The following is a 25,387-nucleotide window of genomic DNA, read 5'->3' on the forward strand; positions in this document are numbered from 1 at the left end:
ATATTAATTTTCCTTTCTTTTAATCCTAGTTATGAAAAAGCCATCTGAGTTAAAGTCTTGAGGTAATATTTGCATGGTTTTTACTTTTTCGCCAGTTATTGGATGTTCAAATCCATCAAATTCAAAGTCTTTATTTTCTTTTAAAAATGTATAAATTACATTTTCATTTTCTAATTGTTCTATTGTACACGTAGAGTAAACTAAAGTTCCACCAGGTTTCAAATTATGTTTAACATTATTCAAAATCTCCAACTGAATCTCTACTAAAGCATTGATTCCGTTTTGCGATTGTTCATATTTAATTTCAGGTTTATGTCTTAAAACACCCAAACCACTACATGGTGCATCAACTAAAATCTTATCATACACTTTATCATATTTTTCAGTCGCATCATGTTGAAAAGCAGAAATGTTAGATAATCGTAATTTTCTAATATTAAAATCAATCAAGTCAATTTTATGTTCGTGGATATCTGTGGCATCTACATGACCCGTTTGATTTAAAACTTCTGCGATATGACATGCTTTTCCACCGGGTGCACTACACGCATCAAGCACCATATCACCTTCATTGATATCCATGAGTTCCGCAACAAACATTGAACTCTTATCTTGGATAGATACTAGACCATCTTTAAACATACGTGATTCAATAATCGGTTTTCCACTTACATGTAAACAAATATCTAAATCTCTATCTTGTTCAACAATATAGTCATCATCAACTAAGCGTCTTATCGCATCATCTATTGAAATTCTTGTTAAATTTACTCGTACAGTCTGACCTACTTTTGTTAAATAAGAGGTAGCAATCGCTTCTGTTTTTTCTATACCAAAATGTGTTGTCCAGTGATCGACTAACCATTTAGGCAAGCTATATTGCAAGGCAATACGTTTCTTATCATCAGCAATTTCACTAAAATCAGGTAACTCGCTGCGCATTACATTTCGTAATATACCATTAACAACGTTACCATTATGTGGTCCACCTTTGTATTTTGCAATATTTACGGCTTCATTTATTATGGCATGTTCAGGTATCTTATCTAAGTATACATATTGATAAATACTCATCCATAGTAATTGTCTGACCCAACCTTTTAATTTTGTTTGGACAAATGGTTTCAAGATATAATCTAAGGTATATTTTCTCTTCAATGTCCCATATACCAATTCAGTCAATAAGCCTTTATCCGCTCTAGTCATCTCATATTCAGATAAAACCTCATTGATAACAATATTACTATATGCTTTATCATTTAATATGTCTTGCAATGTCTCAAATGCTAAGCTTCTTACATTTATTTCAGATGTCATGTTAATACCTTCCCGACTAATGATGTTTGAACACCACTTAAATAGTTAGCAGCTAGCATACGTTTTTTTCCTGATACTTGGATATCAGTTAAAGCAATCGCATCATTTGATCCTGTAGCTACAATTATTGCTTTTTTAGTTGTTTCTATAATTGAACCTGGCTCGCCTGATTTCCCTTTTTCAATATAAGCGGCAAATACCTTCAAATTACCATCTTCAAATTGTGTATAGGCAACAGGCCATGGAGATAAACCTCGAATGTGATTGTAAATCGTTTCAGCAGATGCAGTCCAATCAATTTTCTCATCTTCTCTACTAATATTCGATGCGAATGTTGCTTTATTATCATCTTGTGGAATACTATCATTTGTACCATTTATAATAGAAGGCAATGTCTCTTTTAGTAAATCTGCACCTAAAAAGCTCAACTTATCATGCATTGTTCCAACATTATCTTGTGATTCAATTTCAATTTCACTCTGTGAAATAATATTACCAGCATCTAACTTTTTCACCATATACATAATTGTAATTCCTGTTGTTGGCTCACCATCAATTATAGCTTGATGTATCGGTGCACCACCTCGATATTTAGGTAATAAAGATGCATGTACATTGATAGCTCCAAGTTTAGGCGCCTTTAATAAAGACTCAGGTAATAATTGTCCGAATGCAGCTGTGACAATTAAATCTGCATTTAGGTCAATTAGAGTTTGTAAATCTTCAGAGTCTGATAATTTTTCTGGTTGATACACTGGGATACCATGTTGTACAGCAACTTCCTTAACCGGTGGTGGTGTTAGTTTACGCTTTCTTCCTACAGGTCGATCAGGCTGTGTTACAACCGCTATCACGTTATGTTCCGCAATTAACATTTCCAATACCTTTGTTGAAAAATCAGGTGTACCCATAAATATAATTTTACTCATTGTCAAAAAACGCCTCCACTTCAGCTTCAGATAATATTTTTTCTGCCTTATCCGTAAATAACTTACCTTCAAAATGATCAACCATATGGAGTATCATTCGAGCCACATCATCATATGCAGTCATTTCAACTTCATTACCTTGTTTATCGTTAGCCTTTATCACGATCATCTTGCTTCTTGTCACATTTCCATAAACATTAGGTAGACTTACAGAGCCCTCTAAATCCGTCACTTGTTCATTTGATTCATTAATTATTACTGGATTAATTAATTGCAATAAACCATCGATTTCCATATCTATAATCGCTACTTGTTGGTCAATACCAATTTGAGGTGCACAAAGTGCCGAAGCTTCCAAATCATACATTGTATCTTCCAAATCTAGTAACAATTGTTCTAATTCTGAATCAAAAGTTGTAACTGGTGCTATTTGTTTCTTTAAAATAGGATGTTGGTCACTAACAAGTCGTTTAATCGTCATCGAATCGGCTCCTTATAAAAATTCATCAAACTATTATAACTTATTTTAACTAAAAATGCATTACGCATATTCTAAACACGCAATAAATTCAATAACAATCTGCACGTTATTATTACTATTTTTTCTACGAACTATTGTCAAGTCATCATCTCATTAGTCAATCATACAAGCGAACATGTATTGTTTTATTTTTAAAAATAACTAAAGCTCGCCAGATTGAATTCTGACGAGCTTCATTATGTAGTATTAAATTCTACAGATTATTTTCATTTTTATTATCATACAGATAAGCGTTTAATCTGATTACCTTCAGCATCAAAATTTTCTAATGCTAACCAGTCTTCCATTATCATTTTGAGTGTTGGCCATTCAACATCTAACATGGAAAGCCACACGGTATTTCTATTTCTATTTTTATAAATGACATGATTTCTAAAGGTACCTTCATATTTAAAGCCTAAACGTTGTGCTGCTTTAATAGATGGTTGGTTAAGCGAATCACATTTCCATTCATATCTCCGGTACCCTAACGTTTCAAATATATAGCCTGCCAATAAATAATGGACCTCTGTTGCAATTCTAGTTCTTTTCATCTTATTGGAAAAATGGACATGTCCCACTTCAATCGAAGCATTTTTTGGATTAATACGTAATAACGATAATAAACCAAGTGCTTCATTCGTATTATGGTCGACAATTGCAAAGAAATATGGATCTGTTGAGGCAATACGTTGTTCAATATATGCTTGAAACTGTGTATAATTTTGAGGTTGCTCATCTGGTAAATATGTCCAATTCGGTAAATCTTCTGGCGTGCTGAAATGATCAAATAAATCATCTACATGTTTCATGTCTAATTTTTCCAATCTACTATACTGTCCAGTTAAAGTTTGTACATTTGGAAATTCAGGCATATTAAATTCACGTAAAGCCTCACCAATTGGTTGGTCAAATTCATTATAATTCATTTACTTATCTTTCCCCTTTTTCTTTAGGTTCAAGTAATATAGCAAAATTCAAACGAAGTCATCTCCGTTTTATATAACGCTTGATTTATAAGGAAAACTATAACCATTCGTTACCTAAACACTAAAATTAGTTCCTATAATCATTCCACCTTTAACTGTAAAGCGAAATATAAAAATAGGCAATTATTTTTGTGTTAGATCAGATCGTCTGTCGTAGTATTAAAAAATTCAGCTAAAATTTGTACTTCTTCGTTTCCTAATTTAACCTTCTTAGTCTCAATTTGTTTAATGACTTCAGGACTTAATTTGGTATTATATAATGATGCTAAACGATTCGATAATTCTTCAATACTTAATCCAATCGCTTCTCTATTACTAAGTAAACTCATAAGCACAGCCCCTCATACATATTATTTGATTGAAAATCAGTTAACATATTTATGACGTTTAATTCATTTAATATCTAAAAACCACCTTAAAAAATATGAATACAATTTATATTGTTCTCGTTAATATTTAATATAACTGTAATTACAAATAAATGCAAACTAAAATTTGATATTTTTTTTATAAATTCATAAGAAAGTTGACTTAATCCTTATAATTTTAGTCGGTTTTATTTATTTTAAAATGTATTAAAATAAATAGCAAGGTTAATTAGAAATTATTTTAAGATTTTATTACCCTCATTTTAAAATACGAGAAACAATAAAAAACAACTCACTTTTATTAAATCATTAAAGTGAGTTGTTTAAACTTAATTATATTTAATTTTCTTAAACAGTATTATCTAATAGTGATTTAGTGGATTAACTAATCATTAATTAATAATTGTAGCGTTTTTATTACTCCACTCTCATCATTATTTTTTGCAATCAAATTAGCTTGTGCTTTTAATTCCGGGTATGCGTTATCCATTGCGACTTTATATTTCGCAGCTTTAAATAGGTCAATATCATTTAATCCATCTCCAAAAGCAATCGTTTCTGAAATTTCGATGCCTAAATGTTCTTGAATTTTATTTATAGTTGTTCCTTTATTGATTCCTTGCTTCGTAATATCAATCCAACTATCTTCTGAAGCAATGATATATACATTCGCATAACCTTTCGCAAGTAGTTGTGCAGTATATTTACATTTTTGTTGTGCATCATGTACTGTAATCTTTAAAAAATCATCTTTAATTTCTTCAAAACTTTCAATAAGGGTAACATTATGATAAGAACCACGAACAATTTGTAATTCGGAAGGATTCAAGTTATTTAATACAAATGCCGTCTCATCCGTACAGGCGATAATTGTCTGTGCTTCATCTATATGTCTTAAATCATCTATTATCTTTTTCCCTAAACGATTTTCGATTGCAGCTTTATATAGTACTTGCTTGTTATATTTAATTTTAGTTGCGCTATCACCAATAATATATACATCATTCGTGTGTTCACCTATTAACGCCTCAACCCTTTCACACTGTTTTCCCGTACAAAAAACAAATTTAATATCTTTTTCTGTCATTTGATTTTTGAGCAGGTGAAAACTTTCCCTATCAAAGGTACCTTCATTATTAAGAAATGTGCCATCCATATCTGTAACGACGAGCTTTAAATTCATAGAACCCCTCCAATAATTAAATAGTTACAATTTAATTATACCGGTATAATTATCTGAACTCAAACTATTTTTTTCTTTTATAAATGTTCTAATAAAAAAGACCTAACCCTAAGTTGCACATCTTTGATATGTTTCCATAGGTTAGATCCTCTATTACCATAATTTATTTTAATTATTTCAAGTCTTTCTGTAAGTCGGCAGTTGAATGAACTGTCTGTCCTTTTTTCTGCCCTTTTTATATTTTCGTTAACTCCCAAACCCCTTATAACTACTGATAACAAAGCATTTATAACACTAAATTACATCATCATATTAGGATTTATGTCAATTTTTAAAGACAACTTTTCTTTAATATATTGGTCATGATAATAATCATCTAAATATTTTAAGGCATTATGCAAAGCAATTTCACTTTTATATTTTACTAATATTTGAAAGCGATATTCGTTATTGATACGAGCTAAGGCCGCTGGAGATGGTCCAAGGACAAATGCTTTTTCTGACAAATGTTGTAATAAAATCTGATGAATATGTTTTGATGCTTCCATTACTTTTTTCATATCCTTATGCGCAATCGTAAAATTAATTAAGAAAAAGTAAGGTGGATATTTCCCTAACTTTCTATAGTTCATTTCCTTTTCAAAAAAGGCCTGATAATCATTCGCTTGTACGTCTTTAATTGCATAATGATCTGGATTATAAGTCTGAATAATGACTTGCCCTTCTTTCTCATGTCTGCCTGCACGACCAGAAACTTGTGTCAACAATTGATACGTCCGTTCACTAGCTCTGAAATCTGGCAGATTTAACATTGTATCAGCATTTAATACACCTACCAAGGTTATATTGGGATAGTCTAAACCTTTGGCTATCATTTGTGTCCCAAGTAAGATATCTCCATTACCAGCTTCAAAATCATTTAATAGTTTTTCATGTGCCCCTTTACGTGAAGTTGTATCGACATCCATTCTAATAATCCGGGCATCATTAAAGGTATCTTGTAATAATTCCTCTACACGTTGTGTACCTGTACCAACTTGTCTAATATGTTCACTTTCACAACTCGGACAAATATGAAGTGCTGCTTCTTGATGTCCACAATAATGACATTTCAATTGATCCGTAGATTTATGATAAGTCAATGAAATATCACAATTCGGACATTGTGGCACATGACCACAATCCCTACATAACATAAACGAAGCATAACCACGTCGATTCAAAAACAATACAATTTGTTCATTGCGATCTAATCTTAACTGGATTGCTTCTTTAAGTTCTGTAGAGAACATCGAACGATTTCCAGAACTCAATTCTTCTCTCATATCTACAATATTTATTTCTGGCATAGCCTGTTGATTTACTCTATTCGGTAGTGAAAGTAGTTTATAGACATCTTTTTCAGCACGGGCAAAGCTCTCTAAACTAGGTGTTGCACTGCCTAAGACAAGTGGACATTGATGATATTGACTTCGCCATTCAGCGATATCACGTGCATGATATCTCGGATAGTCTTCTTGTTTATAAGAGGATTCATGTTCTTCATCAATAATGATCATCCCCAGTGATTTAAATGGCGCAAAAACGCTAGATCTCGCCCCTACACTTACACTTGCCTTACCGTCTCTAATCTTTTGCCATTCATCGTAACGTTCACCCTTTGACAAACCAGAATGAAGTACGGCTACCTCATCACCAAATCTACGCTTAAATCGCAATACCATTTGAGGTGTTAACGCAATTTCAGGAACAAGCATCATTGCTTGCTTTCCTGATTGTAATACTTGTTCTATTGTTTGAAGATATACTTCTGTCTTGCCCGATCCAGTTACGCCATGTAACAAGAATGTTCGTTGCGTTCCAGATTCAATAGTTTTGGAGATGGCATCATATGCCGCTTGTTGATCTTGAGTTAGTTGTTGCTTCTTATCTTGTTCGAACACATTTGTTTCAAATGGATTACGTTCTACAATAGTTTCGAACTTTTCAATGTATCCTTTACGTACTAAAGTATCTACACTTGATTTCGAAAATCCCATCGCTTCAATATCTCTTAGTAGTACGATATGTTGACGTTCATCTGCAAGATAAGCGTATAGTTCATATTGTTTCTTAGATTTTTCTAAAGTATTAAGAACGTGATCAATATCAATATTTTCGACGATACGAAGTGCTTTTTGCTTTTTCTTTTTCAAACTTTGCGATAATTCCGTGTGCTCTTGTATTACACCTTTTCTTAATAATGGCAATAATTTATCTAAATCACCATTTGCTTGTGCTGCCTTATATAAATATTGGCCGCCATCATTAAATTGTTGCTTTAAGTGTTCTGGCAATTCATTTATTCTGTCTTCATTAACAATAAAATATTTTGTATATTTTGCCTTTATCGCACTCGGTAACATGACCTCGAGCATCGAAATTCGCTTCGTTACAAAATAAGTATTAAACCAATCCGTCAACTCTATTAACTCTGGTGTTAATTCTGGCGTAATATCTTGGATTTCCTTTATTTCTTTTAACTTTGATATATCTATATCGTTATCTGGCTGTTCAGTAATTGCCATAATATAACCTTGTATTGTTCTAGGACCAAATGGTACTACAACACGCATACCAATTTGAATCATCGATTGCATTCTAGAAGGCACGAGATAATCAAAGGTGAAATCTACACTTTTAGAAGGTATATCAACGATTACTTTTGCTATCATGTTACTGCCACCTTGTCTCTAAACTATCAATTATATGTTCTGCAAGGATAACTTTTTTCTCCTTACCTAAACTTAATGCATCGCCATCTTTAAAATACATCGTATAGTCATTATCATCTGAACTAAACCCTATTGTACGGTCACCAACGTTATTTGCAATGATGACATCAGCATTTTTATGTTGCAATTTCTTTTGAGCATATGCTTCTATATTCTGTGTTTCTGCTGCAAATCCAACTAAATATTGATGTGCTTTGTGTTCACCTAAATACTTTAATATATCTTGAGTACGCTTAAATGTTACTGATAAGGTACCATCTTGCTTTTTTAATTTATGTTCTAGTGGATCTGCAGGAGTATAATCCGAAACTGCCGCTGCTTTAAACACAATATCTTGAGCATCATAACGCGTTTTTACTGCCTGAAACATGTCTTCCGCACTTTGGACAGAAACAAATGTAATACCTTCTGGTGGCGTTAAATGCGTAGGTCCTGATACCAATGTCACCTTAGCACCACGTTTAGCTAATGATTCAGCTAAAGCGTAACCAATTTTACCGGAAGAACGATTAGAGAGATACCTTACAGGATCTAATTCTTCAATAGTGGGCCCAGCTGTGATGAGCGCATGCTTCCCATTAAAACTACTGTCAGCCAAACTATTGTCAATTAGTGTCTCATCAAAGAACATATTTAAACGCTCAACAATTTGCAATGGTTCTTCCATACGACCTTTTGCAACATAACCACATGCTAAAAAGCCCTCGCCTGGCTCTAAAAATTGATAACCATCTCCACGTAAAATAGACATATTATGCTGGGTTCTTTTATTTTCATACATATGCACATTCATTGCTGGTGCTACAAATTTAGGCGTTTCTGTAGCTAACAATGTAGATGTTACCATGTCATCAGCAATACCATGCGCAAGCTTTGCAATTGTGTTAGCCGTAGCTGGTGCTACAACAATTGCGTCTGCCCAATCACCTAAGGCAACATGTTGGATTTCCTCTGGATTTTGTTCAATAAATGTACTGGTATATACTGGGTTTCTACCGATAGCTTGAAAGGCCAAAGGAGTGACAAATTCTTGGGCATGGTCTGTCAACATCACCCTAACATCATAATTTGCTTGAGTTAATTTACTCGTTAAGTCAATTGCTTTATATGCTGCGATACCGCCAGTTACAGCAAGTAATATTCGTTTCATTACAACGTTCCTCCAACTTATATAAAAATTGTTCATCCATGCCTATCAAATACTTAAAACTAACTGTATTGATTTACATTGCACACATGCTCAGTTCATTACTCCATATTATACACAAATTATGGTTTAAATAAAAAAAGCACACCTTGATGCCACATGGTGTACTTTAAAAATATACAATCAATCGTTTAAAAAGCTTGTATATACGTTATTATATTCATGAATAATTTAGAAAGTGATTATTTAAATGTACCATCTGGGAAAACATCCCCATTGGCAATTTCTTCTAATGCTTTACCTACTGGTTTTTTCGCACTATATTTTTCTAATAATGATGATTCAGGATGCTCATCAATTTCACGAGCACGTTTTGCAGCTGTTGTTGCAATTAAATATTTAGAATTAATCTTTGCAGTTAATTGGTTTAATGGTGGGTGTAACATTATTTTTTTGCCTCCAATATCATTTTTCTATATTTCGCTTCAATGCGTTCACGTTTCAAATGTTCAGCGTCAACGATAGATTGAATACGTTGCTTTGCTAATTCAACCTCATCATTCACTACAACATAATCATACAAATTCATCATTTCTACTTCTTTACGTGCTTCTTTAACACGACTTTGAATCTTCTCATCTGATTCAGTACCGCGTCCTACTAATCTTTCACGTAAATGGTCTAAACTCGGTGGAGCAAGAAAAATAAATAATGCATCCGGGAATTTTTTACGCACTTGCTTAGCGCCTTCTACTTCAATCTCTAAAAATACATCGTGGCCTTCATCCATCGTATCTTTAACATATTGCACAGGTGTCCCATAATAGTTGCCTACATATTCAGCATATTCTATAAATTGATCTTCTTTAATCAAGGCTTCAAATTCTGACTTTGATTTGAAGAAGTAATCAACACCATCAACTTCTCCCTCACGCATATTACGTGTTGTCATTGAAATAGAATATTTATAAGATGTGGATGGATCATCAAATATTTTCTTTCTAACTGTACCTTTACCTACACCTGAAGGTCCAGATAGTACTATCAATAAACCTTTCTCATTGTCCATGACTTACGACCTCTCTAAGCTATACTTCTATTATTAACACATAATACCATATAAACCAATCCGTTGTATAGCATACTTTGCCACAAACTTCGCCCATGACCAATTCTTTTTGCCATGTTACAATATACTGAATGAATAAAAATAAGGTGGCTGATAACAATGGCATATGATGGTTTATTTACAAGAAAAATGGTGGAATCATTACAATTTCTTGTAGATGGTAGAATCCACAAAATTAACCAACCTGAAAACGACACAATTATCATTGTCGTTCGCCAAAATAGAAAGAATCATCAACTATTACTTTCTATCCATCCAAGCTTTACTAGAATGCATCTCACACATAAAAAATACGACAATCCATTTGACCCACCTATGTTTGCTCGCGTATTTCGTAAACATCTTGAGGGCGGATTTATCAAAGCAATTCGACAAATAGGTAATGACCGTCGTGTAGAAATAGATGTTCAAAGTAAAGATGAAATTGGAGATACTATAAATAGAACAATCATTTTAGAAATAATGGGTAAACACAGTAATTTAATCTTAGTAGACGATACTCGAAAAATAATTGAAGGTTTTAAACACTTAACACCAAATACAAACCAATTCCGTACAGTAATGCCTGGTTTCAAATATGAAACACCTCCCACTCAAAATAAAATCAATCCTTATGATATGAGTGGTCAAGAGGTCTTGAAATACATTGATTTCAATAGTGGTAAAATTGCTAGACAATTATTAAATCATTTTGAAGGTTTTAGTCCACTCATCACTAATGAAATTGTAGATCGACGTCAATTTATGACTGCCGAAACTTTACCAGCAGCTTTTGATGAAGTTATCGCACAAACTAAATTACCAGCAACACCTGTTTTTCATAAGAATCATGAAACTGGTAAAGAAGATTTTTACTTCATGAAATTAAATCAATTTTATGACGATGTGAGTGAATATGAAACAATACATGACTTATTAGATCGTTATTATGATGCTCGAGGAGAACGAGAACGCGTTAAACAGCGCGCTAATGATTTAGTGAAATTTGTGCAGCAACAATTAAATAAATATCATAATAAATTAAATAAGCTTTATGATGAACAAGAAGGTACTAAAGAGAAAGACGAACAACAATTATATGGTGAATTAATTACTGCGAATATTTATCGAATAAAGCAGGGTGATGCTACAGTTACGGCATTAAACTATTATACTGGTGAAGATGTTACAATACCTCTAAATCCAACTAAGGCACCTGCAGTGAATGCACAATATTATTACAAACAATATAACAAATTAAAAACTCGTGAACATGAATTAAAACATCAAATAGAACTCACACAAGAAAACATTTCATATTTTGAAAGTATCGATCAACAATTAAGTCATATTTCTGTAAATGAAATTGATGATATTCGCGATGAATTAGCTGAACAAGGTTTTATGAAGCAACGTAAACAAAGTAAAAAGAAGAAAAAGCAAACCATAGAACTGCAAACCTATACTTCATCTGCTGGAGATACTATTCACGTAGGTAAAAACAATAAACAAAATGATTATTTAACGAATAAGAAGGCAGCCAAGAACCATATTTGGTTCCATACAAAAGACATCCCTGGTTCACATGTCGTTATCCTAAACGATAAACCATCCGAAGAAACAATTAAAGAAGCGGCAATGTTAGCTGGTTATTTCTCAAAAGCTGGTAATTCAGGACAAATTCCTGTAGATTATACTGAAATTAAAAATGTGCATAAGCCTTCAGGTAGTAAACCCGGTTTCGTCACATATGATAATCAAAAAACATTATATGTTACGCCTGATTATGACCATATTCAAAGTATGAAAGTTAACTAAATATTGTTTAAAAAATTTATGATTATAACGCACCATATATAAAACCAATAAAAATGCATGCCAATTTTATTTATCTAACTAAAATTGGCACGCATAAAATTTAAAGCCTTTAAGTGAACGCTCTATTTCGTTTCACTTAAAGGCTTTTCATATAGCAATTTGTCAATTTTATAATATCGATTATCCAGTCAATTAGACATAGCCTTAGCTCATTATAAAATATTGGGTAAACACAAAATAGTACCATTTATACTATTAACTATTGCTAATCATTAACTAAATCAATAGGCATTTGTGTTTAATCACTTCAAATATCAATTTGTTTTAGCCGTTATACATCATAAAATCGTATTATGCTTTACGATAATTAACAGAAAAATTAATATGTTATTTATTCTGGTAATGCAAGCTGAAAGTTAACCCCAAATTGATCTTGTACCCAAGCAAATTCTCTAAATGGTGGCATAGAGGTCTTTGGCATAAGTATCGCACCTCCACTTTTCAAACCGTTAAACAAACGCTCCATTTCCATAGCATTTTCAACAGTTACATAAAGGGACATAGCTGGGTTCATATCTACATCTACACCGTTCACATTATCGATAGCCATAAAAATTTGATCCTTCAATCTAAATATCGCATGTTGAACTTTTCCTGTTGGTGCATTATCACTTTCAGTATATTTAACTAGTGATAAAATTTCAGCATCTTCAAACAAATTAACATATAAATCAATTGCTTTTTCTGCTTGGCCATTAAACATTAAGAATGTCGTAATTTTTGGTATTGCCATAATGTTTGCCTCCTCATTTAATTTACATAAATCGTATTATCGCATTATTATTCTATAAAAATAATGCATTTATCATCTGTAAATGTTGCCGCTTTTAAGAAAGATTCATAAAGCCATTACCTAATACATCTCGCACATCATGAATCACTAAGAATGCATTTTCATCCTCTTCATTAATAAGTTTTTTCACTCTCGTCACCTGAGATTGGGGTACGACGACATAAAGCATGCTAGTTTCATTTTTACCATAACCACCTTTACCATTCAATAATGTTGAACCTCTGCCGGTAAATTGGTTAATTCTATCACTAATAATTTCATTTTTTGCCGAAATCACAGTAACCGCTTTTTTCGGATTAAATCCTTCTATTACAAAAGATGTTGCTCGTTCCGTCACAAATAACATAATAATCGTAAATAAGACATTCGTTAACGGTAATACAAATAAGAATGAAAGCACAACTAAACCATCTAATACAAATATTGCTTGTGATGTTTTAATATCTAAGTATTTATTTAACATCTTAGCAACAACAGATGTATCACCAATCACTCCTCCTGACGCAATAACTAATCCAATGCCAACGCCAACAAGCACACCACCAAATGTAGCATTAACAACAAAATGATGCACACCTGTATTCCAACTTTCCGTTAAATCTAGAAAAATTGAAATTGCAGTATTAGAAATTAATGTATATACTGCTGTTCTTAAACTTAAAAATTTCCAACCAACTAAAATGACGATTGTATTAATAATTAGAGAAGATACTGCCGGAGAAAAACCAAAGCTATACTTTAGTGCTAAGGAAATCCCAACTGTACCCCCATCTCCCAAATTGGAACCTAAAATGAAACAATTCACGGCAATCGCACTAATAAATGATCCAATTAAACATACGAAGATATTCTTAGTATGATCTTTCAATAATTGACGTAACAATTGCATAGACTTCCCCCTTTTTACTGTTACTTGTTAATATGCCCATAATTTATAAAAATATATATTCACTATCTAAAGATATCGATGAATGGAAAATACTATCAACATCATAATAATATAAAACTTACTTTAGGCATATGATACTAGTTTTGTTTGCGAGACTCCTGAGGGAACAGGACAAGCTGAAGACTACAGGCTGAAGCTGTCCCCTAGGAAAGCGAGCAATTACAAAACTACAAGATACACTAGAAGTCTACCATTTACTATGGTGTATGAATCAAAATTCATCACAGTATATGAAAATAACTTGTGTTTGTAATCAACAGGCATATGCTACTAGTTTTGTTTGCGAGACTCCTGAGGGAACAGGACAAGCTGAAGACTACAGGCTGAAGCTGTCCCCTAGGAAAGCGAGCAATTACAAAACTACAAGATACACAAAAAATTAAAGCCTAACTCATGTGTAGATTTGTATATGCTGACCACTTTAACGTTACTAGAATAATGCTAATATGCATATACATCGATTAATATTTTGACTTTATATTCAAAGCAGTTAAAATAAATATAAACTAACTTGGAGGAATGATTCATGACTTTTTATATAATTCCCTTACTTGTAGCAGCTTTAGTCTTACTTATAGGTTACCTCATTATTAAAATTATGATCCGTTAAACACATCACAATTTCATCTTAGACAAATCGATAGAACTCATATTCATCGATTTGTCTTTTTTAATTAAATATCTTTAAACCAATTTACATACTACCTCACAATATGAAACACATCATATCATTTCTAACAGTAACCAGATTAACCTTCTAACTACACCCATCTCACATACAAATCAAAAAACCGACAAAGACTAATGCTTTGCCGGCAATTTAACTTAATATAATTATGATTCAAAAACACTAAAATACTTATAATTCAAAACTAAATATTAAAGTTTACCCTTTTCTTTAATACTTGACTTACACTTTTTATAAATATTCTTCTCTGATGACTTAGAAAGTAATTCATTTTCTTCATCATCATATTGTTGATTTCTATAATCTTCGTCTTTTTTTAAAAATTTGTTTAAGTGTGCAAAATGATTATATGCATCATTCGGGTCCTTTGTCATAACATCCCCTCCGACTATATATTATGACAAGTTATCTCTCCATTCAACTAATGTCTCTATTTCAGATTCAGAAATTTCACCTTTTTCATTTGCCACTTCTATAAGTTCATTATAATCACTTAAAGTATAGAACGGTATACCCGCTGCCTCAAATTGTTCATCTGCTTTTTTCAAACCATAAGTGAAAATTGCCACAACACCAATCACCTCTGCACCCGCTTCTTTAAGTGCATCGACGGCAGTAATTGATGATCCACCAGTTGAAATTAAATCTTCTACCACGACTACTTTTTTACCTTCACTCTGTGCACCTTCGATTTGGTTTTGTTTACCATGACTTTTGCTCTTAGAACGTACATAATTCATTGGTAAATTCAATGTTTCAGAAATATATGCTGCATGTGGTATACCAGCAGTTGCTGTGCCAGATATAACTTCAACTTCACCAAATTGAGTTTGAATAAGTTCTACTAAACCATCTCTGATTTCTCTTCTAACTGAAGGGTAACCTAATGTCACTCTGTTATCACAATAAATCGGTGACTTAATACCTGAACTCCATGTGAATGGATCATTTGGCGATAGTGATACTGCTTCTATTTCTAGTAATGATTGAGCGATTTGTTTTGCCATATTTAACCTAACCAACTTTCTTTAATTTTATGATAGCTTTCTACTGGATTGTCACTTTGAGTGATCGGACGGCCTACAACAATATGTGTTGAACCGAGTGCCTTTGCTTCTTGTGGTGTTGTGATACGTTTTTGATCATCTGTACTCGTATTTAATGGTCTAATTCCAGGTGTTACTTTTAAGAATGATTCACCTAATTCTGTTGCTAATAATGATGCCTCTAATGGAGAACAAACTACACCATCTAACCCTGATTCTTTTGCTAGTGTTGCATAATTCAATACTGCATCTTCGATAGAAGTTTGTATGTTTTGTTCTTGTTGTAACATTGTTTCTGTCGTTGAAGTAAGTTGCGTTACAGCAATTATTTTAATATCTTTATTATATTTTCGTATACCTTCAACAGCACGCTGCATCATTTCAGAACCCCCTGCAGCATGTACATTAACTAAATCTACGTTTAGTTTACTTAACCCTTCCATCGCTTTTCCCACAGTATTGGGAATATCATGTAACTTTAAATCCAAGAATATATCGTGACCGCGAGATTTAATTGAATTTATTAAACTTGGTCCCGTTTGATAAAAAAGTTCCATACCTACTTTCACAAAAAGTGGCTCATCAAATTGATCTAAAAACTGATTTACAGCTTTCTCAGATTCAAAATCCAAAGCAATTATTGGTAATTGGTTCATCATTTGTCCTACACCTCATTTATAAACTATGTCACTTAGAATTAAGACAAAACAACGCTATTTATTCACGCTATTTTGTCTTATTTGAAAACAAAGTTTACATATTTTTCATTGTAAATGTCATACTTTCAATTACATTTGTTAACGCCGCAGCTGTATCTAACGATGTTAAACAAGGGACACCATTTTCTACTGACGTTCTTCTAATTTGGAAACCATCTCGTTCAAATGTTTTACCTTTTGTCATAGTATTGATAACGATTTGTACTTCTCCATTTTGGATACGTGTTAATAAATCGTCTTCTCCGCCGATTTTTCCAACGATTTCTGCCGGAATATTATTTTCTGCTAACTTATGCGCTGTACCCTCTGTAGCTAAAATTTTATAACCTACTTCATTTAAACGATGCGCAATATTTAATATTTCCTCTTTATCTTTATCACTCACTGTCATTAACACTGTACCATGGTCTTTTACTTCTACACCACTTGCAGTTAACCCTTTGAATAACGCCTTTTCCATCGTTAAATCTTTACCCATGACTTCGCCAGTAGATTTCATTTCTGGTCCTAATGTGATATCAACATTTTTCAACTTATTAAAGCTAAATACCGGTGCTTTGACATATACACCTTCCGAATACGGTTGTATACCTGGTTTGTAGCCATGATCTGTTAATTTTTCACCGATAATCGCACGCATTGCAAGTTGTGCCATTTGAATATCTGTAATTTTACTTAAGAACGGCACGGTACGGCTTGAACGCGGATTAACCTCTAACACGTAAACACCATCATGTGCAATAACAAATTGGATATTAATTAATCCTACAATGTTTAAACCTTTTGCCAAACGAATTGTATAATCTTCCAATGTATCAATTTCTGACTGAGATAATGTCTGAGGTGGGTATACCGCAATCGAATCACCAGAATGGACGCCAGCACGTTCAATGTGTTCCATAATACCTGGGATAATTACTGTTTCACCATCTGAGATAGCATCTACTTCTATTTCTTTACCTGTTAAATATCTATCAACAAGTACTGGATGATCTGGACTCGCTTTTACAGCTTGATTCATATAATCTTCTAATTCTGCATCACTATTGACAATTTCCATTGCTCGACCACCAAGAACGTATGATGGACGTACAACAACTGGATAGCCAATGTTACGAGCATTTTCCAATGCGCCTTCTGGTGATGTTGCTGTTTTCCCTTTTGGTTGAGGCACATCTATAGTATGAAGTAATGCTTCAAATTCCTTTCTATCCTCTGCACGGTTTAAATCTTCTAAAGTTGTTCCTAAAATTTTAACATCATGTTTAGCTAGTTTATCAGCTAAATTGATAGCCGTTTGACCGCCAAATTGTACAACAACACCTTTAGGTTGTTCTAAATCGATGATGTTCATTACATCTTCTTCAGTTAGTGGCTCAAAGTATAATTTGTCTGAAATTGAGAAGTCTGTTGACACTGTTTCAGGATTATTATTAACAATAATAGCTTCATAGCCTGCCTGTTGAATTGCCCATACAGCATGTACTGTAGCATAATCAAATTCAACGCCTTGACCAATTCTAATTGGACCAGAACCTAATACGAGGATTTTTTCTTTTTCTGTAACAATTGATTCATTTTCTTGTTCATACGTACCGTAATAATATGGCGTTGCCGATTCAAATTCTGCTGCACATGTATCAACCATTTTATAAACTGGAAGAATATCATTCTCTTTTCTGAGTTGATATACCTCTGCTTCTGACATGTCAAATCGATGTGCAATGACACGGTCACTAAAGCCATAATCTTTAGCAAATTTTAAGTAATCAATATTACCTTTATTTTCTTTTAATTGTCGTTCGATATCGATTATATGTTGGAATTTATTTAAGAAGAAATAATCAATTTTAGTCATATTATGAATTTCTTCTAAAGTTGTACCACGACGAATTGCTTCACCAATAAAGAATAAACGTTCATCATCTTGATCACTAATACGTTCTTTAATATAGTCTAAATCGTATGTTTCACCGTTTGGTAAACCTAAATGATGCACACCATATTCTAAAGAACGAATTGCTTTAAGTAATGATTCTTCATACGTTCTACCAATGGCCATAACTTCACCAGTAGCTTTCATTTGAGTACCTAGGACACGCTCACCTTTTTCAAATTTATCAAATGGGAAACGTGGAATTTTTGAAATAACATAATCAAGTGCTGGTTCAAATGCTGCATATGAAGTACCTGTTACAGGGTTTAACATTTCATCTAACGTTAAGCCAACTGCAATTTTAGCTGCTAGTTTAGCAATAGGATAACCTGTCGCTTTAGATGCTAGAGCAGATGAACGTGATACACGTGGATTTACTTCAATAATATAGTAATCCATAGAATGCGGATCCAATGCTAATTGCACATTACATCCACCCTCAATACCAAGTGCACGGATTACTTTTAGTGACACATCACGTAGCATTTGATATTCAACATCAGATAATGTTTGGCTTGGTGCGACAACGATTGAATCTCCGGTATGAATACCAACAGGGTCAATATTCTCCATATTACATACAACGATGGCATTATCGTTGTGATCTCGCATCACTTCATATTCAATTTCTTTAAAACCAGCAATTGATTTTTCGATTAAACACTGTGTTGCTGGACTATAATGTAAGCCATTTGACACAATTTCCTTTAATTCAGCATCATTATGACAGATACCTCCACCAGTACCTCCCATTGTAAAGGCTGGTCTAACTATTAATGGATAACCAACTTGCTCTTTAAACTCAAATGCTTGTTCTACAGTATTAACTATGTCACTTTCTGGTACTGCTACGTCTAAATCATTCATTAATGATCTAAATAATTCTCTATCTTCAGCTTGTTGAATTGACTCTAATTTCGTTCCTAATAACTGTACGTTATTAGCTGCTAATACACCACTATCATGTAATTGAATCGCCATATTTAAACCTGTTTGGCCACCAAGCGTTGGTAACAATGCATCAGGCTGTTCTTTACGAATAATGCGTGCGATAAAGTCATGTGTTAATGGTTCAATATAAACCTTATCTGCGATTTCTGTATCAGTCATAATTGTCGCTGGATTTGAGTTTACTAATATGACACGGTAACCTTCTTCTTTTAAAGCTAAACAAGCTTGTGTTCCCGCATAGTCGAATTCTGCAGCTTGACCGATAATAATTGGGCCAGAGCCTATTACTAAAATTGTTTTTATATCATTACGTTTAGGCATTGGTAATTCGCTCCTTCGCTTTATATTCGTTCATCATTTCAATAAACTCATCAAATAAGTAATTTGAATCAGATGGTCCAGGGCAAGCTTCTGGGTGATATTGCACTGAAAATGCAGGTAGTGATTTGTGTTTCAATCCTTCAACTGTTCCATCATTAATTGCGATATGTGTAACTTCTAATTCAGTATTAATTAAGGAATCTTTATCGATTGCATAACCATGATTTTGACTTGTTAATGCTACTTTACCTGTCTTCAAATCTTTAACAGGATGATTTGCACCTCTATGCCCAAACTTCATTTTAAATGAAGTTGCACCTTGTGATAGGGCAAACAACTGATGACCTAAACAAATACCAAAGAATGGAATCACACCTAGAATTCCTTTAATCATTTCAACAGCAACATCTACTTCTTCTGGATCTCCTGGTCCGTTAGATAACATGACGCCATCTGGTGACATTCTGATAATTGTCTCAGCACTTGTATCGTAAGGTACAACAGTGACATTACAACCACGTTCATTTAATTCTCGCACGATATTTTGCTTTTTACCAAAGTCAACTAACACTACACTTAAGTCGTTACCTGTAGATACATAAGGTGATTTTGTAGATACTGTTGTAACTTCACTACGTGGTAAGACTGTTTCTTTCAACTTTGTTATAATGCTTTCAATTTCAGCTTTATCATCGGTAAATGCTGCTTTTAATACACCGTGTTTTCTAATTTTTCTTGTGATACTTCTTGTGTCAACACCAGCAATACCTGGAATTTCAAATTCAACTAGTACTTCATGTAATGTTTTTTGTTTACGGAAGTTACTCGGATGCATACTCGCTTCTTTAACAACGACACCATTAAGCGTTGGTACAAGAGACTCAAAATCATCTCGATTAATACCATAATTTCCAATAAGAGGATAAGTAAATGTAATAATTTGTCCAGTATAAGATGGGTCTGAAATTGTCTCTTGATAGCCTGTCATTGCTGTATTAAATACGATTTCTCCCACAGATAATTTATCTGATCCTAATTTGTAGCCTTCATAATATGAACCATCTTCTAATACAAGGTAGCGTTTTTGCAACATTATTTTTCCTCCTTAAATTTAACTTCGCCTTCTACTAAAGTTAACACTGGTGTACCGTATACTTTATAGCCGATAAATGGTGTATTATGCCCTTTTGATGCAAAATCTTCTGCTTTAATTTCAGTCTCTTGGTCCAAATTGATTACAGTCAAATCTGCAAATCCACCTTCTTCAAGTCGACCATAAGGTAAATCAAATGTTTGAGCAGGTTTAATAGTTAAGTAATCTACTAATTGTTGTAATGACCAGTCTCCATTTTTTACAAAGTGAGTATAAAGTAATGGGAAAGCTGTCTCACTACCAACAATTCCGAATGGTGCTTTTGTCATTGGCTGTGCTTTTTCGTCAGCAGCATGTGGCGCATGATCAGTAGCTATACAATCGATTGTCCCATCTAATAAACCTTCCAATAAAGCTGCTCTATCTTCTTTACTTCTCAATGGTGGGTTCATCTTAAATATAGCATCATCACCAGGAACATCATCTTCTGTGAGCAATAAATGATGCGGTGTAACCTCTGCAGTAACGTGAATGCCTGCTTTTTTAGCATCTCTAATCACACGTACACTCTCTTTAGTAGACACATGACAAACATGATAATGTGCACCAGCAGCTTCCGCCAATAATACGTCACGCGCAATTTGTACTGCTTCACAAATATTCGGAATACCTGGAATTCCTAATTCTTCACTACGTTGTCCTTCGTGCATTGCACCACCATAAATTAAACTGTTGTCTTCGCAATGTGCTACTACAGCTTTATTTACTTTTGCAGCTTGTTGCATAGCCTCATACATCATATTTGCCTGCTGTACACCTACACCATCGTCTGTAAATGCAAATGCGCCTTGATTAGCAAGAGCTTTAAAGTCTACATGTTCTTTACCAGCTTGTCTTACTGTAATCGATGCATAAGGCAATACTCTCACTTGAGCATTTTCTGCAATCAATTGATTTAAACGTTCTAAATTTTCTTCAGAATCAGGAACAGGTCGTGTATTTGGCATTGGACAAACAGTAGTAAATCCACCTCTTGCTGCCGCTTTTGTTCCTGTTTCAATCGTTTCTTTATGCTCTCCACCCGGCTCACGTAAGTGTACGTGTACATCTACTAATCCTGGCGCTACAAATTGTCCTTGTACGTCAATTACTTCTACATCTGAATCTACATCAATTTGCGGAGAAATTGCTTTAATATACTGACCTTCAATAAGAATTGATGTTGTTACGAGTTCATTGTTTTTTAATACTTTAGCATTAGTTAGTAATTTCATTTTTTTGTACCCCTTTTGTTTGTAAAATATAATCTATAACTGCCATTCGTAAATACATGCCATTTTCCATTTGCTTGAAAATGCGAGACTTCGATGCTTCAACCAAGCAATCATCAATTTCAACGCCTCTATTAACCGGTGCAGGATGCATAACAATTGCATTGTCATGCAATCTGTCGTAGCGTTCTTTAGTTAAACCAAATGCTTCGTGATAGTTCTTGGATTCAAAGCTAGCTATTTCGCCTGTTTCATGTCTTTCGTGTTGTACTCTTAATAACATTACAATATCGACTTGATCGATGACTGTATCAATATCGACATACGGCGCTCGAAGTGATTCGTCTTTCCATGCTTCAGGACTGGAGAACATAACATTTGCTCCAAGTGCTGTTAAACTTTGGTAATTGCTGCGTGCAACACGTGAGTTTTTGATATCTCCACATATTAGTATATTTAACCCTTTAAAATCATTGTATTCTTCATAGATAGTCATCAAATCGAGTAAACTTTGTGTTGGATGTTGACCACTCCCATCACCACCATTGATAATAGGAATATTTAACGTTTCTAATTCATCGTAATAGGTTGTTTGTGAATGTCTTATCACCAGAACATCTGCACCCACTTGCTCGAGTGTTTTACATGTATCATAAAGTGACTCACCTTTTTGAACAGATGATGTTGTCGTCTCAAAATCAATTAATTTCAAACCTAACTTTTGTTCAGCTACTAAAAAACTACTCTTAGTTCTCGTTGAATTTTCAAAGAATAAATTTGCTACAAATTTATCTTCGTAATTTCGAGGTTTTAAATCACCCTTTTTGATATCACTTGCGCGTTGTATCAACTCATAAATTTCATCTGTAGTAAGATGTTCCATTGATAATAGATTATCCATCATTTGCCTCCTCAAAATACAATGATTTTAGTTCGTTTCTGTTTTCTCTTTCGGTAAGATTAAATTCAAGATAATTCCTGCGAGAGCTGCGAGAGCCATTCCTTCTATTTCTAATTTCACACCTAGTCCATGTAAATTAAACACTAGGTTGCCTATGCCTATTACTAAAATGACAGATGCGATAACTAAATTTCTGTTACTTGCAAAATCTACTTCACTTTCCACTAACATTCTTAAACCACTCGCTGCAATAATACCGAATAGCAATATTGATACACCGCCCATTACGGGTGTTGGTATTGAAGACACAAGTGCAGTGAATTTTTCTACAAAGCCTAGGATAATCGCTATTACTGCAGCACCACCTATAACATAGATACTGTAAATCTTAGTAATTGCCAATACACCTATATTCTCACCATATGTTGTGCTTGGTGGACCACCGATAACACTTGCAAACATAGTTGATACACCGTCACCAATAATCGATTTATCTAATCCTGGGTCTTTAAAGAAGTTTTTACCGACAATTTTATTTATGACCATTTGATGACCAATATGTTCACTAACCGTTACAAAAACGATGGGTATCAGGACTAAGATCAACCCTATATGAATTGATGGTGTATAGTCTCTAAAGGGTAAGTATACTTCCGGTAAGTGTAACCACTTCGCTTCGACAATTGGTTTAAAGTTAACGAGCCCCATAAAGATCGATACGATGTATCCTGTGATTATTCCAATTAATACTGGAATAAGTGATAAAAACCCTTTGAAGAAACCTTGAACGAGTATCGTAACTAATAAAGTAATCATTGCTACAGCAAGGTAACTTAAGTTGTATCCTTTCATGTCTGAACTATTTTCAAACATTGCCATATTGACCGCTGTTGGTGCTAAGCTTAACCCAATAACCATGATAACTGGTCCTACTACGACTGGTGGTAACAATTTCATCAGCCAGCCTGTGCCACTAATTTTTATCGCTAAACCGATAAGCACGTACATGACGCCACTCATAAATAATGCGGTTAACATGTCGCCTAAACTATGTGAATTCAAGCCAGATATGATTGGCGTGATAAAGGCAAAGCTTGAACCTAGATAGGCTGGTATCTTGGCTTGTGTAATTAATATATATAACAATGTTCCGATTCCTGATGCTAACAGTGCAGAAGATATCGGTAATCCTGTTAAGAAAGGTACAAGTACAGTTGAACCAAACATCGCAAATAGATGTTGAGTACTTAAAAATGCCCACTGTCCTAATTTCGGTTTGTCACGTACATCTAAGACCGGTTTAACTGTCCTTTCAAACATTGTTTCATTTTCCATTGCATTTCGCTTCCTTTCATAAAAAAAATCTCTTTACATCGTATTCATGTAAAGAGACTTCGAAGGGTCTATCAGTTCAATAACCTTAGTTAGATAGTGTATTACAATTGTACTAAGGGTGCTATTGAAGATATGACGGTATAGAAAGTTGCTACTTTTAAATTAGAGTCATCACTGTTACTCTAGTTTAAAAGTTTCACACTTACTAACCTATCCTTTCTCAGTCTCTCGTACTGAATTAAAAGGTTATTATTCAATTACTACTGCATTTCTTGAATCAATCTCATCTAGATAAACTGACACCGCTTCTTCACGCGCTGTCGGTATATTCTTTCCGACAAAGTCAGCTCGAATTGGTAATTCTCGATGACCACGATCGACCAAAGTTGCTAATCCAATCTTTTTAGGTCTCGCATACTGTAATACTGCATCTAAAGATGCGCGTACAGTACGACCTGTATAAAGTACATCGTCTATTATAATTACAACTTGATTGGTAATATTAACATCGATTTCATAGGTTTCTTCATTCGATTGTGCTGTTCTATTCTCTAAATCATCTCGAAACTGCGTTATATCTATTGTTCCAGTTGGTACGACCTTTTCTTCGATGTTTTCTATCTTTTGCTGTATGCGACGTGCTAAAAATGCGCCTCGTGTCTTAATACCTAGTAAAATTAAATTATCAGTACCTTTGTTATATTCTAATATTTCATGCGCAATACGAGTAACCGTACGTTGTATCGCTGCTTCATCCATAATAACGCGTTCTGACATTTTAGGCACCTTCCTCAATTCATATTAATTTGCTTTAGCTACAAGATGATACAAAGAAAACCTCATATCTTCAATGAAGACATGAGGTTTCTCAATAATCGTATCACAAATGAAAACAGAGACATTTCTATGTTATAAGACGCTTTCTCTATCATGAATGTAAATCATTCATGTTTGATTATGCACGAATAGTTACGTTGCATAGATTCATCTGTGTACAAGTTATTAAATTCATGTCTTCGAAGCCTCTCTGGACTTTCATTTAAAGACGTACGTTCGCTTTATTAAACTGTCATTATAATATCATGATTTTATATAATGTGCAAGAACCTGTCTAAGTTGCATTGCGCCTTTTAAATGCATAAATACACTATTCTTATTATAAGTAACCTTT

At 33.7% G+C, this 25,387-nt stretch carries 22 protein-coding genes; 1 reads left to right on the plus strand and 21 read right to left on the minus strand.

Going from position 1 to position 25,387, the window contains the following annotated elements; translation table 11 throughout:
* Positions 1–3 precede the first annotated feature (3 nt).
* The 10 genes from rsmB to gmk all read right to left on the minus strand — a co-directional run bounded on the left by rsmB (position 4) and on the right by gmk (position 10,296).
* Positions 4–1,317: a 16S rRNA (cytosine(967)-C(5))-methyltransferase RsmB gene (gene rsmB / locus ACY191_RS10305; protein WP_229367141.1), complete on the minus strand. Its 1,314-nt coding sequence runs from the start codon at positions 1,315–1,317 to the stop codon at positions 4–6.
* Positions 1,314–2,246, minus strand: a complete 933-nt coding sequence (gene fmt / locus ACY191_RS10310; protein ID WP_463270021.1) for a methionyl-tRNA formyltransferase — start codon at positions 2,244–2,246, stop codon at positions 1,314–1,316. Before fmt ends, rsmB begins: the two co-directional genes overlap by 4 nt.
* Positions 2,239–2,727 (minus strand): peptide deformylase, encoded by a 489-nt coding sequence (locus ACY191_RS10315; RefSeq protein WP_042738899.1) that lies wholly within the window; start codon positions 2,725–2,727, stop codon positions 2,239–2,241. Before ACY191_RS10315 ends, fmt begins: the two co-directional genes overlap by 8 nt.
* Before the next feature lie 278 nt (positions 2,728–3,005).
* On the minus strand, positions 3,006–3,695 hold the full coding sequence (locus ACY191_RS10320; RefSeq protein WP_229367140.1) for a GNAT family N-acetyltransferase: 690 nt from the start codon (positions 3,693–3,695) through the stop codon (positions 3,006–3,008).
* Between the two features lie 194 nt (positions 3,696–3,889).
* Positions 3,890–4,084: a helix-turn-helix domain-containing protein gene (locus ACY191_RS10325; RefSeq protein WP_042738901.1), complete on the minus strand. Its 195-nt coding sequence runs from the start codon at positions 4,082–4,084 to the stop codon at positions 3,890–3,892.
* Positions 4,085–4,508: 424 nt separating this feature from the next.
* Positions 4,509–5,306, minus strand: coding sequence for a Cof-type HAD-IIB family hydrolase (locus tag ACY191_RS10330; protein ID WP_229367139.1), 798 nt, complete (start codon positions 5,304–5,306; stop codon positions 4,509–4,511).
* A gap of 299 nt (positions 5,307–5,605) precedes the next feature.
* A complete protein-coding gene (gene priA / locus ACY191_RS10335; protein WP_463270022.1) occupies positions 5,606–8,020 on the minus strand; it encodes a primosomal protein N' in 2,415 nt (804 codons plus the stop codon).
* A gap of 1 nt (position 8,021) precedes the next feature.
* Positions 8,022–9,230, minus strand: a complete 1,209-nt coding sequence (gene coaBC, locus ACY191_RS10340; protein ID WP_229367138.1) for a bifunctional phosphopantothenoylcysteine decarboxylase/phosphopantothenate--cysteine ligase CoaBC — start codon at positions 9,228–9,230, stop codon at positions 8,022–8,024.
* Between the two features lie 239 nt (positions 9,231–9,469).
* Positions 9,470–9,673: a DNA-directed RNA polymerase subunit omega gene (rpoZ, locus tag ACY191_RS10345; RefSeq protein WP_042738905.1), complete on the minus strand. Its 204-nt coding sequence runs from the start codon at positions 9,671–9,673 to the stop codon at positions 9,470–9,472.
* Positions 9,673–10,296 (minus strand): guanylate kinase, encoded by a 624-nt coding sequence (gmk, locus tag ACY191_RS10350; RefSeq protein ID WP_042738906.1) that lies wholly within the window; start codon positions 10,294–10,296, stop codon positions 9,673–9,675. Before gmk ends, rpoZ begins: the two co-directional genes overlap by 1 nt.
* Positions 10,297–10,455: 159 nt before the next feature.
* Here gmk and ACY191_RS10355 point away from each other — a divergent pair, with 159 nt between their 5' ends.
* Positions 10,456–12,153, plus strand: a complete 1,698-nt coding sequence (locus tag ACY191_RS10355) for an Rqc2 family fibronectin-binding protein (protein ID WP_042738907.1) — start codon at positions 10,456–10,458, stop codon at positions 12,151–12,153.
* Between the two features lie 391 nt (positions 12,154–12,544).
* Here ACY191_RS10355 and ACY191_RS10360 read toward each other — a convergent pair whose 3' ends face one another.
* The 11 genes from ACY191_RS10360 to pyrR form a co-directional block, all read right to left on the minus strand.
* The gene (locus tag ACY191_RS10360; RefSeq protein WP_042738908.1) at positions 12,545–12,946 is read right to left on the minus strand and encodes a VOC family protein; all 402 of its coding nucleotides are present in this window, start codon (positions 12,944–12,946) and stop codon (positions 12,545–12,547) included.
* Positions 12,947–13,040: 94 nt separating this feature from the next.
* Positions 13,041–13,895, minus strand: coding sequence for a YitT family protein (locus ACY191_RS10365; RefSeq protein ID WP_463270023.1), 855 nt, complete (start codon positions 13,893–13,895; stop codon positions 13,041–13,043).
* A gap of 939 nt (positions 13,896–14,834) precedes the next feature.
* Positions 14,835–15,017, minus strand: a complete 183-nt coding sequence (locus ACY191_RS10370; protein WP_042738910.1) for a hypothetical protein — start codon at positions 15,015–15,017, stop codon at positions 14,835–14,837.
* Between the two features lie 21 nt (positions 15,018–15,038).
* On the minus strand, positions 15,039–15,650 hold the full coding sequence (gene pyrE, locus ACY191_RS10375; protein WP_042738911.1) for an orotate phosphoribosyltransferase: 612 nt from the start codon (positions 15,648–15,650) through the stop codon (positions 15,039–15,041).
* Positions 15,651–15,652: 2 nt separating this feature from the next.
* Positions 15,653–16,345, minus strand: coding sequence for an orotidine-5'-phosphate decarboxylase (gene pyrF / locus ACY191_RS10380; RefSeq protein ID WP_107512248.1), 693 nt, complete (start codon positions 16,343–16,345; stop codon positions 15,653–15,655).
* A gap of 97 nt (positions 16,346–16,442) precedes the next feature.
* Positions 16,443–19,616 (minus strand): carbamoyl-phosphate synthase large subunit, encoded by a 3,174-nt coding sequence (gene carB, locus ACY191_RS10385; protein WP_042738912.1) that lies wholly within the window; start codon positions 19,614–19,616, stop codon positions 16,443–16,445.
* Complete coding sequence (locus tag ACY191_RS10390) at positions 19,609–20,709, minus strand: carbamoyl phosphate synthase small subunit (RefSeq protein WP_229367137.1); 1,101 nt, start codon at positions 20,707–20,709, stop codon at positions 19,609–19,611. Before ACY191_RS10390 ends, carB begins: the two co-directional genes overlap by 8 nt.
* Positions 20,709–21,983 (minus strand): dihydroorotase, encoded by a 1,275-nt coding sequence (locus ACY191_RS10395; protein ID WP_107527129.1) that lies wholly within the window; start codon positions 21,981–21,983, stop codon positions 20,709–20,711. Before ACY191_RS10395 ends, ACY191_RS10390 begins: the two co-directional genes overlap by 1 nt.
* Positions 21,967–22,881, minus strand: a complete 915-nt coding sequence (locus tag ACY191_RS10400) for an aspartate carbamoyltransferase catalytic subunit (RefSeq protein ID WP_042738915.1) — start codon at positions 22,879–22,881, stop codon at positions 21,967–21,969. The genes ACY191_RS10395 and ACY191_RS10400 overlap by 17 nt, the downstream gene beginning before the upstream one ends.
* A gap of 27 nt (positions 22,882–22,908) precedes the next feature.
* On the minus strand, positions 22,909–24,216 hold the full coding sequence (locus ACY191_RS10405; RefSeq protein WP_042738916.1) for a uracil-xanthine permease family protein: 1,308 nt from the start codon (positions 24,214–24,216) through the stop codon (positions 22,909–22,911).
* A 249-nt stretch (positions 24,217–24,465) separates the two neighbouring features.
* The gene (gene pyrR, locus ACY191_RS10410; protein WP_042738917.1) at positions 24,466–24,993 is read right to left on the minus strand and encodes a bifunctional pyr operon transcriptional regulator/uracil phosphoribosyltransferase PyrR; all 528 of its coding nucleotides are present in this window, start codon (positions 24,991–24,993) and stop codon (positions 24,466–24,468) included.
* Between the last annotated feature and the right edge of the window lie 394 nt (positions 24,994–25,387).

The organism is Staphylococcus sp. TCBT05, from assembly GCF_055179755.1.

Coding starts and splice junctions, on each gene's coding strand:
- rsmB (WP_229367141.1), bottom strand. CDS start 1,317: ATGACATCTGAAATAAATGTAAGAAGCTTAGCATTTGAGACATTGCAA.
- fmt (WP_463270021.1), bottom strand. CDS start 2,246: ATGAGTAAAATTATATTTATGGGTACACCTGATTTTTCAACAAAGGTA.
- ACY191_RS10315 (WP_042738899.1), bottom strand. CDS start 2,727: ATGACGATTAAACGACTTGTTAGTGACCAACATCCTATTTTAAAGAAA.
- ACY191_RS10320 (WP_229367140.1), bottom strand. CDS start 3,695: ATGAATTATAATGAATTTGACCAACCAATTGGTGAGGCTTTACGTGAA.
- ACY191_RS10325 (WP_042738901.1), bottom strand. CDS start 4,084: ATGAGTTTACTTAGTAATAGAGAAGCGATTGGATTAAGTATTGAAGAA.
- ACY191_RS10330 (WP_229367139.1), bottom strand. CDS start 5,306: ATGAATTTAAAGCTCGTCGTTACAGATATGGATGGCACATTTCTTAAT.
- priA (WP_463270022.1), bottom strand. CDS start 8,020: ATGATAGCAAAAGTAATCGTTGATATACCTTCTAAAAGTGTAGATTTC.
- coaBC (WP_229367138.1), bottom strand. CDS start 9,230: ATGAAACGAATATTACTTGCTGTAACTGGCGGTATCGCAGCATATAAA.
- rpoZ (WP_042738905.1), bottom strand. CDS start 9,673: ATGTTACACCCACCATTAAACCAATTAACTGCAAAGATTAATTCTAAA.
- gmk (WP_042738906.1), bottom strand. CDS start 10,296: ATGGACAATGAGAAAGGTTTATTGATAGTACTATCTGGACCTTCAGGT.
- ACY191_RS10355 (WP_042738907.1), top strand. CDS start 10,456: ATGGCATATGATGGTTTATTTACAAGAAAAATGGTGGAATCATTACAA.
- ACY191_RS10360 (WP_042738908.1), bottom strand. CDS start 12,946: ATGGCAATACCAAAAATTACGACATTCTTAATGTTTAATGGCCAAGCA.
- ACY191_RS10365 (WP_463270023.1), bottom strand. CDS start 13,895: ATGCAATTGTTACGTCAATTATTGAAAGATCATACTAAGAATATCTTC.
- ACY191_RS10370 (WP_042738910.1), bottom strand. CDS start 15,017: ATGACAAAGGACCCGAATGATGCATATAATCATTTTGCACACTTAAAC.
- pyrE (WP_042738911.1), bottom strand. CDS start 15,650: ATGGCAAAACAAATCGCTCAATCATTACTAGAAATAGAAGCAGTATCA.
- pyrF (WP_107512248.1), bottom strand. CDS start 16,345: ATGAACCAATTACCAATAATTGCTTTGGATTTTGAATCTGAGAAAGCT.
- carB (WP_042738912.1), bottom strand. CDS start 19,616: ATGCCTAAACGTAATGATATAAAAACAATTTTAGTAATAGGCTCTGGC.
- ACY191_RS10390 (WP_229367137.1), bottom strand. CDS start 20,709: ATGTTGCAAAAACGCTACCTTGTATTAGAAGATGGTTCATATTATGAA.
- ACY191_RS10395 (WP_107527129.1), bottom strand. CDS start 21,983: ATGAAATTACTAACTAATGCTAAAGTATTAAAAAACAATGAACTCGTA.
- ACY191_RS10400 (WP_042738915.1), bottom strand. CDS start 22,881: ATGGATAATCTATTATCAATGGAACATCTTACTACAGATGAAATTTAT.
- ACY191_RS10405 (WP_042738916.1), bottom strand. CDS start 24,216: ATGGAAAATGAAACAATGTTTGAAAGGACAGTTAAACCGGTCTTAGAT.
- pyrR (WP_042738917.1), bottom strand. CDS start 24,993: ATGTCAGAACGCGTTATTATGGATGAAGCAGCGATACAACGTACGGTT.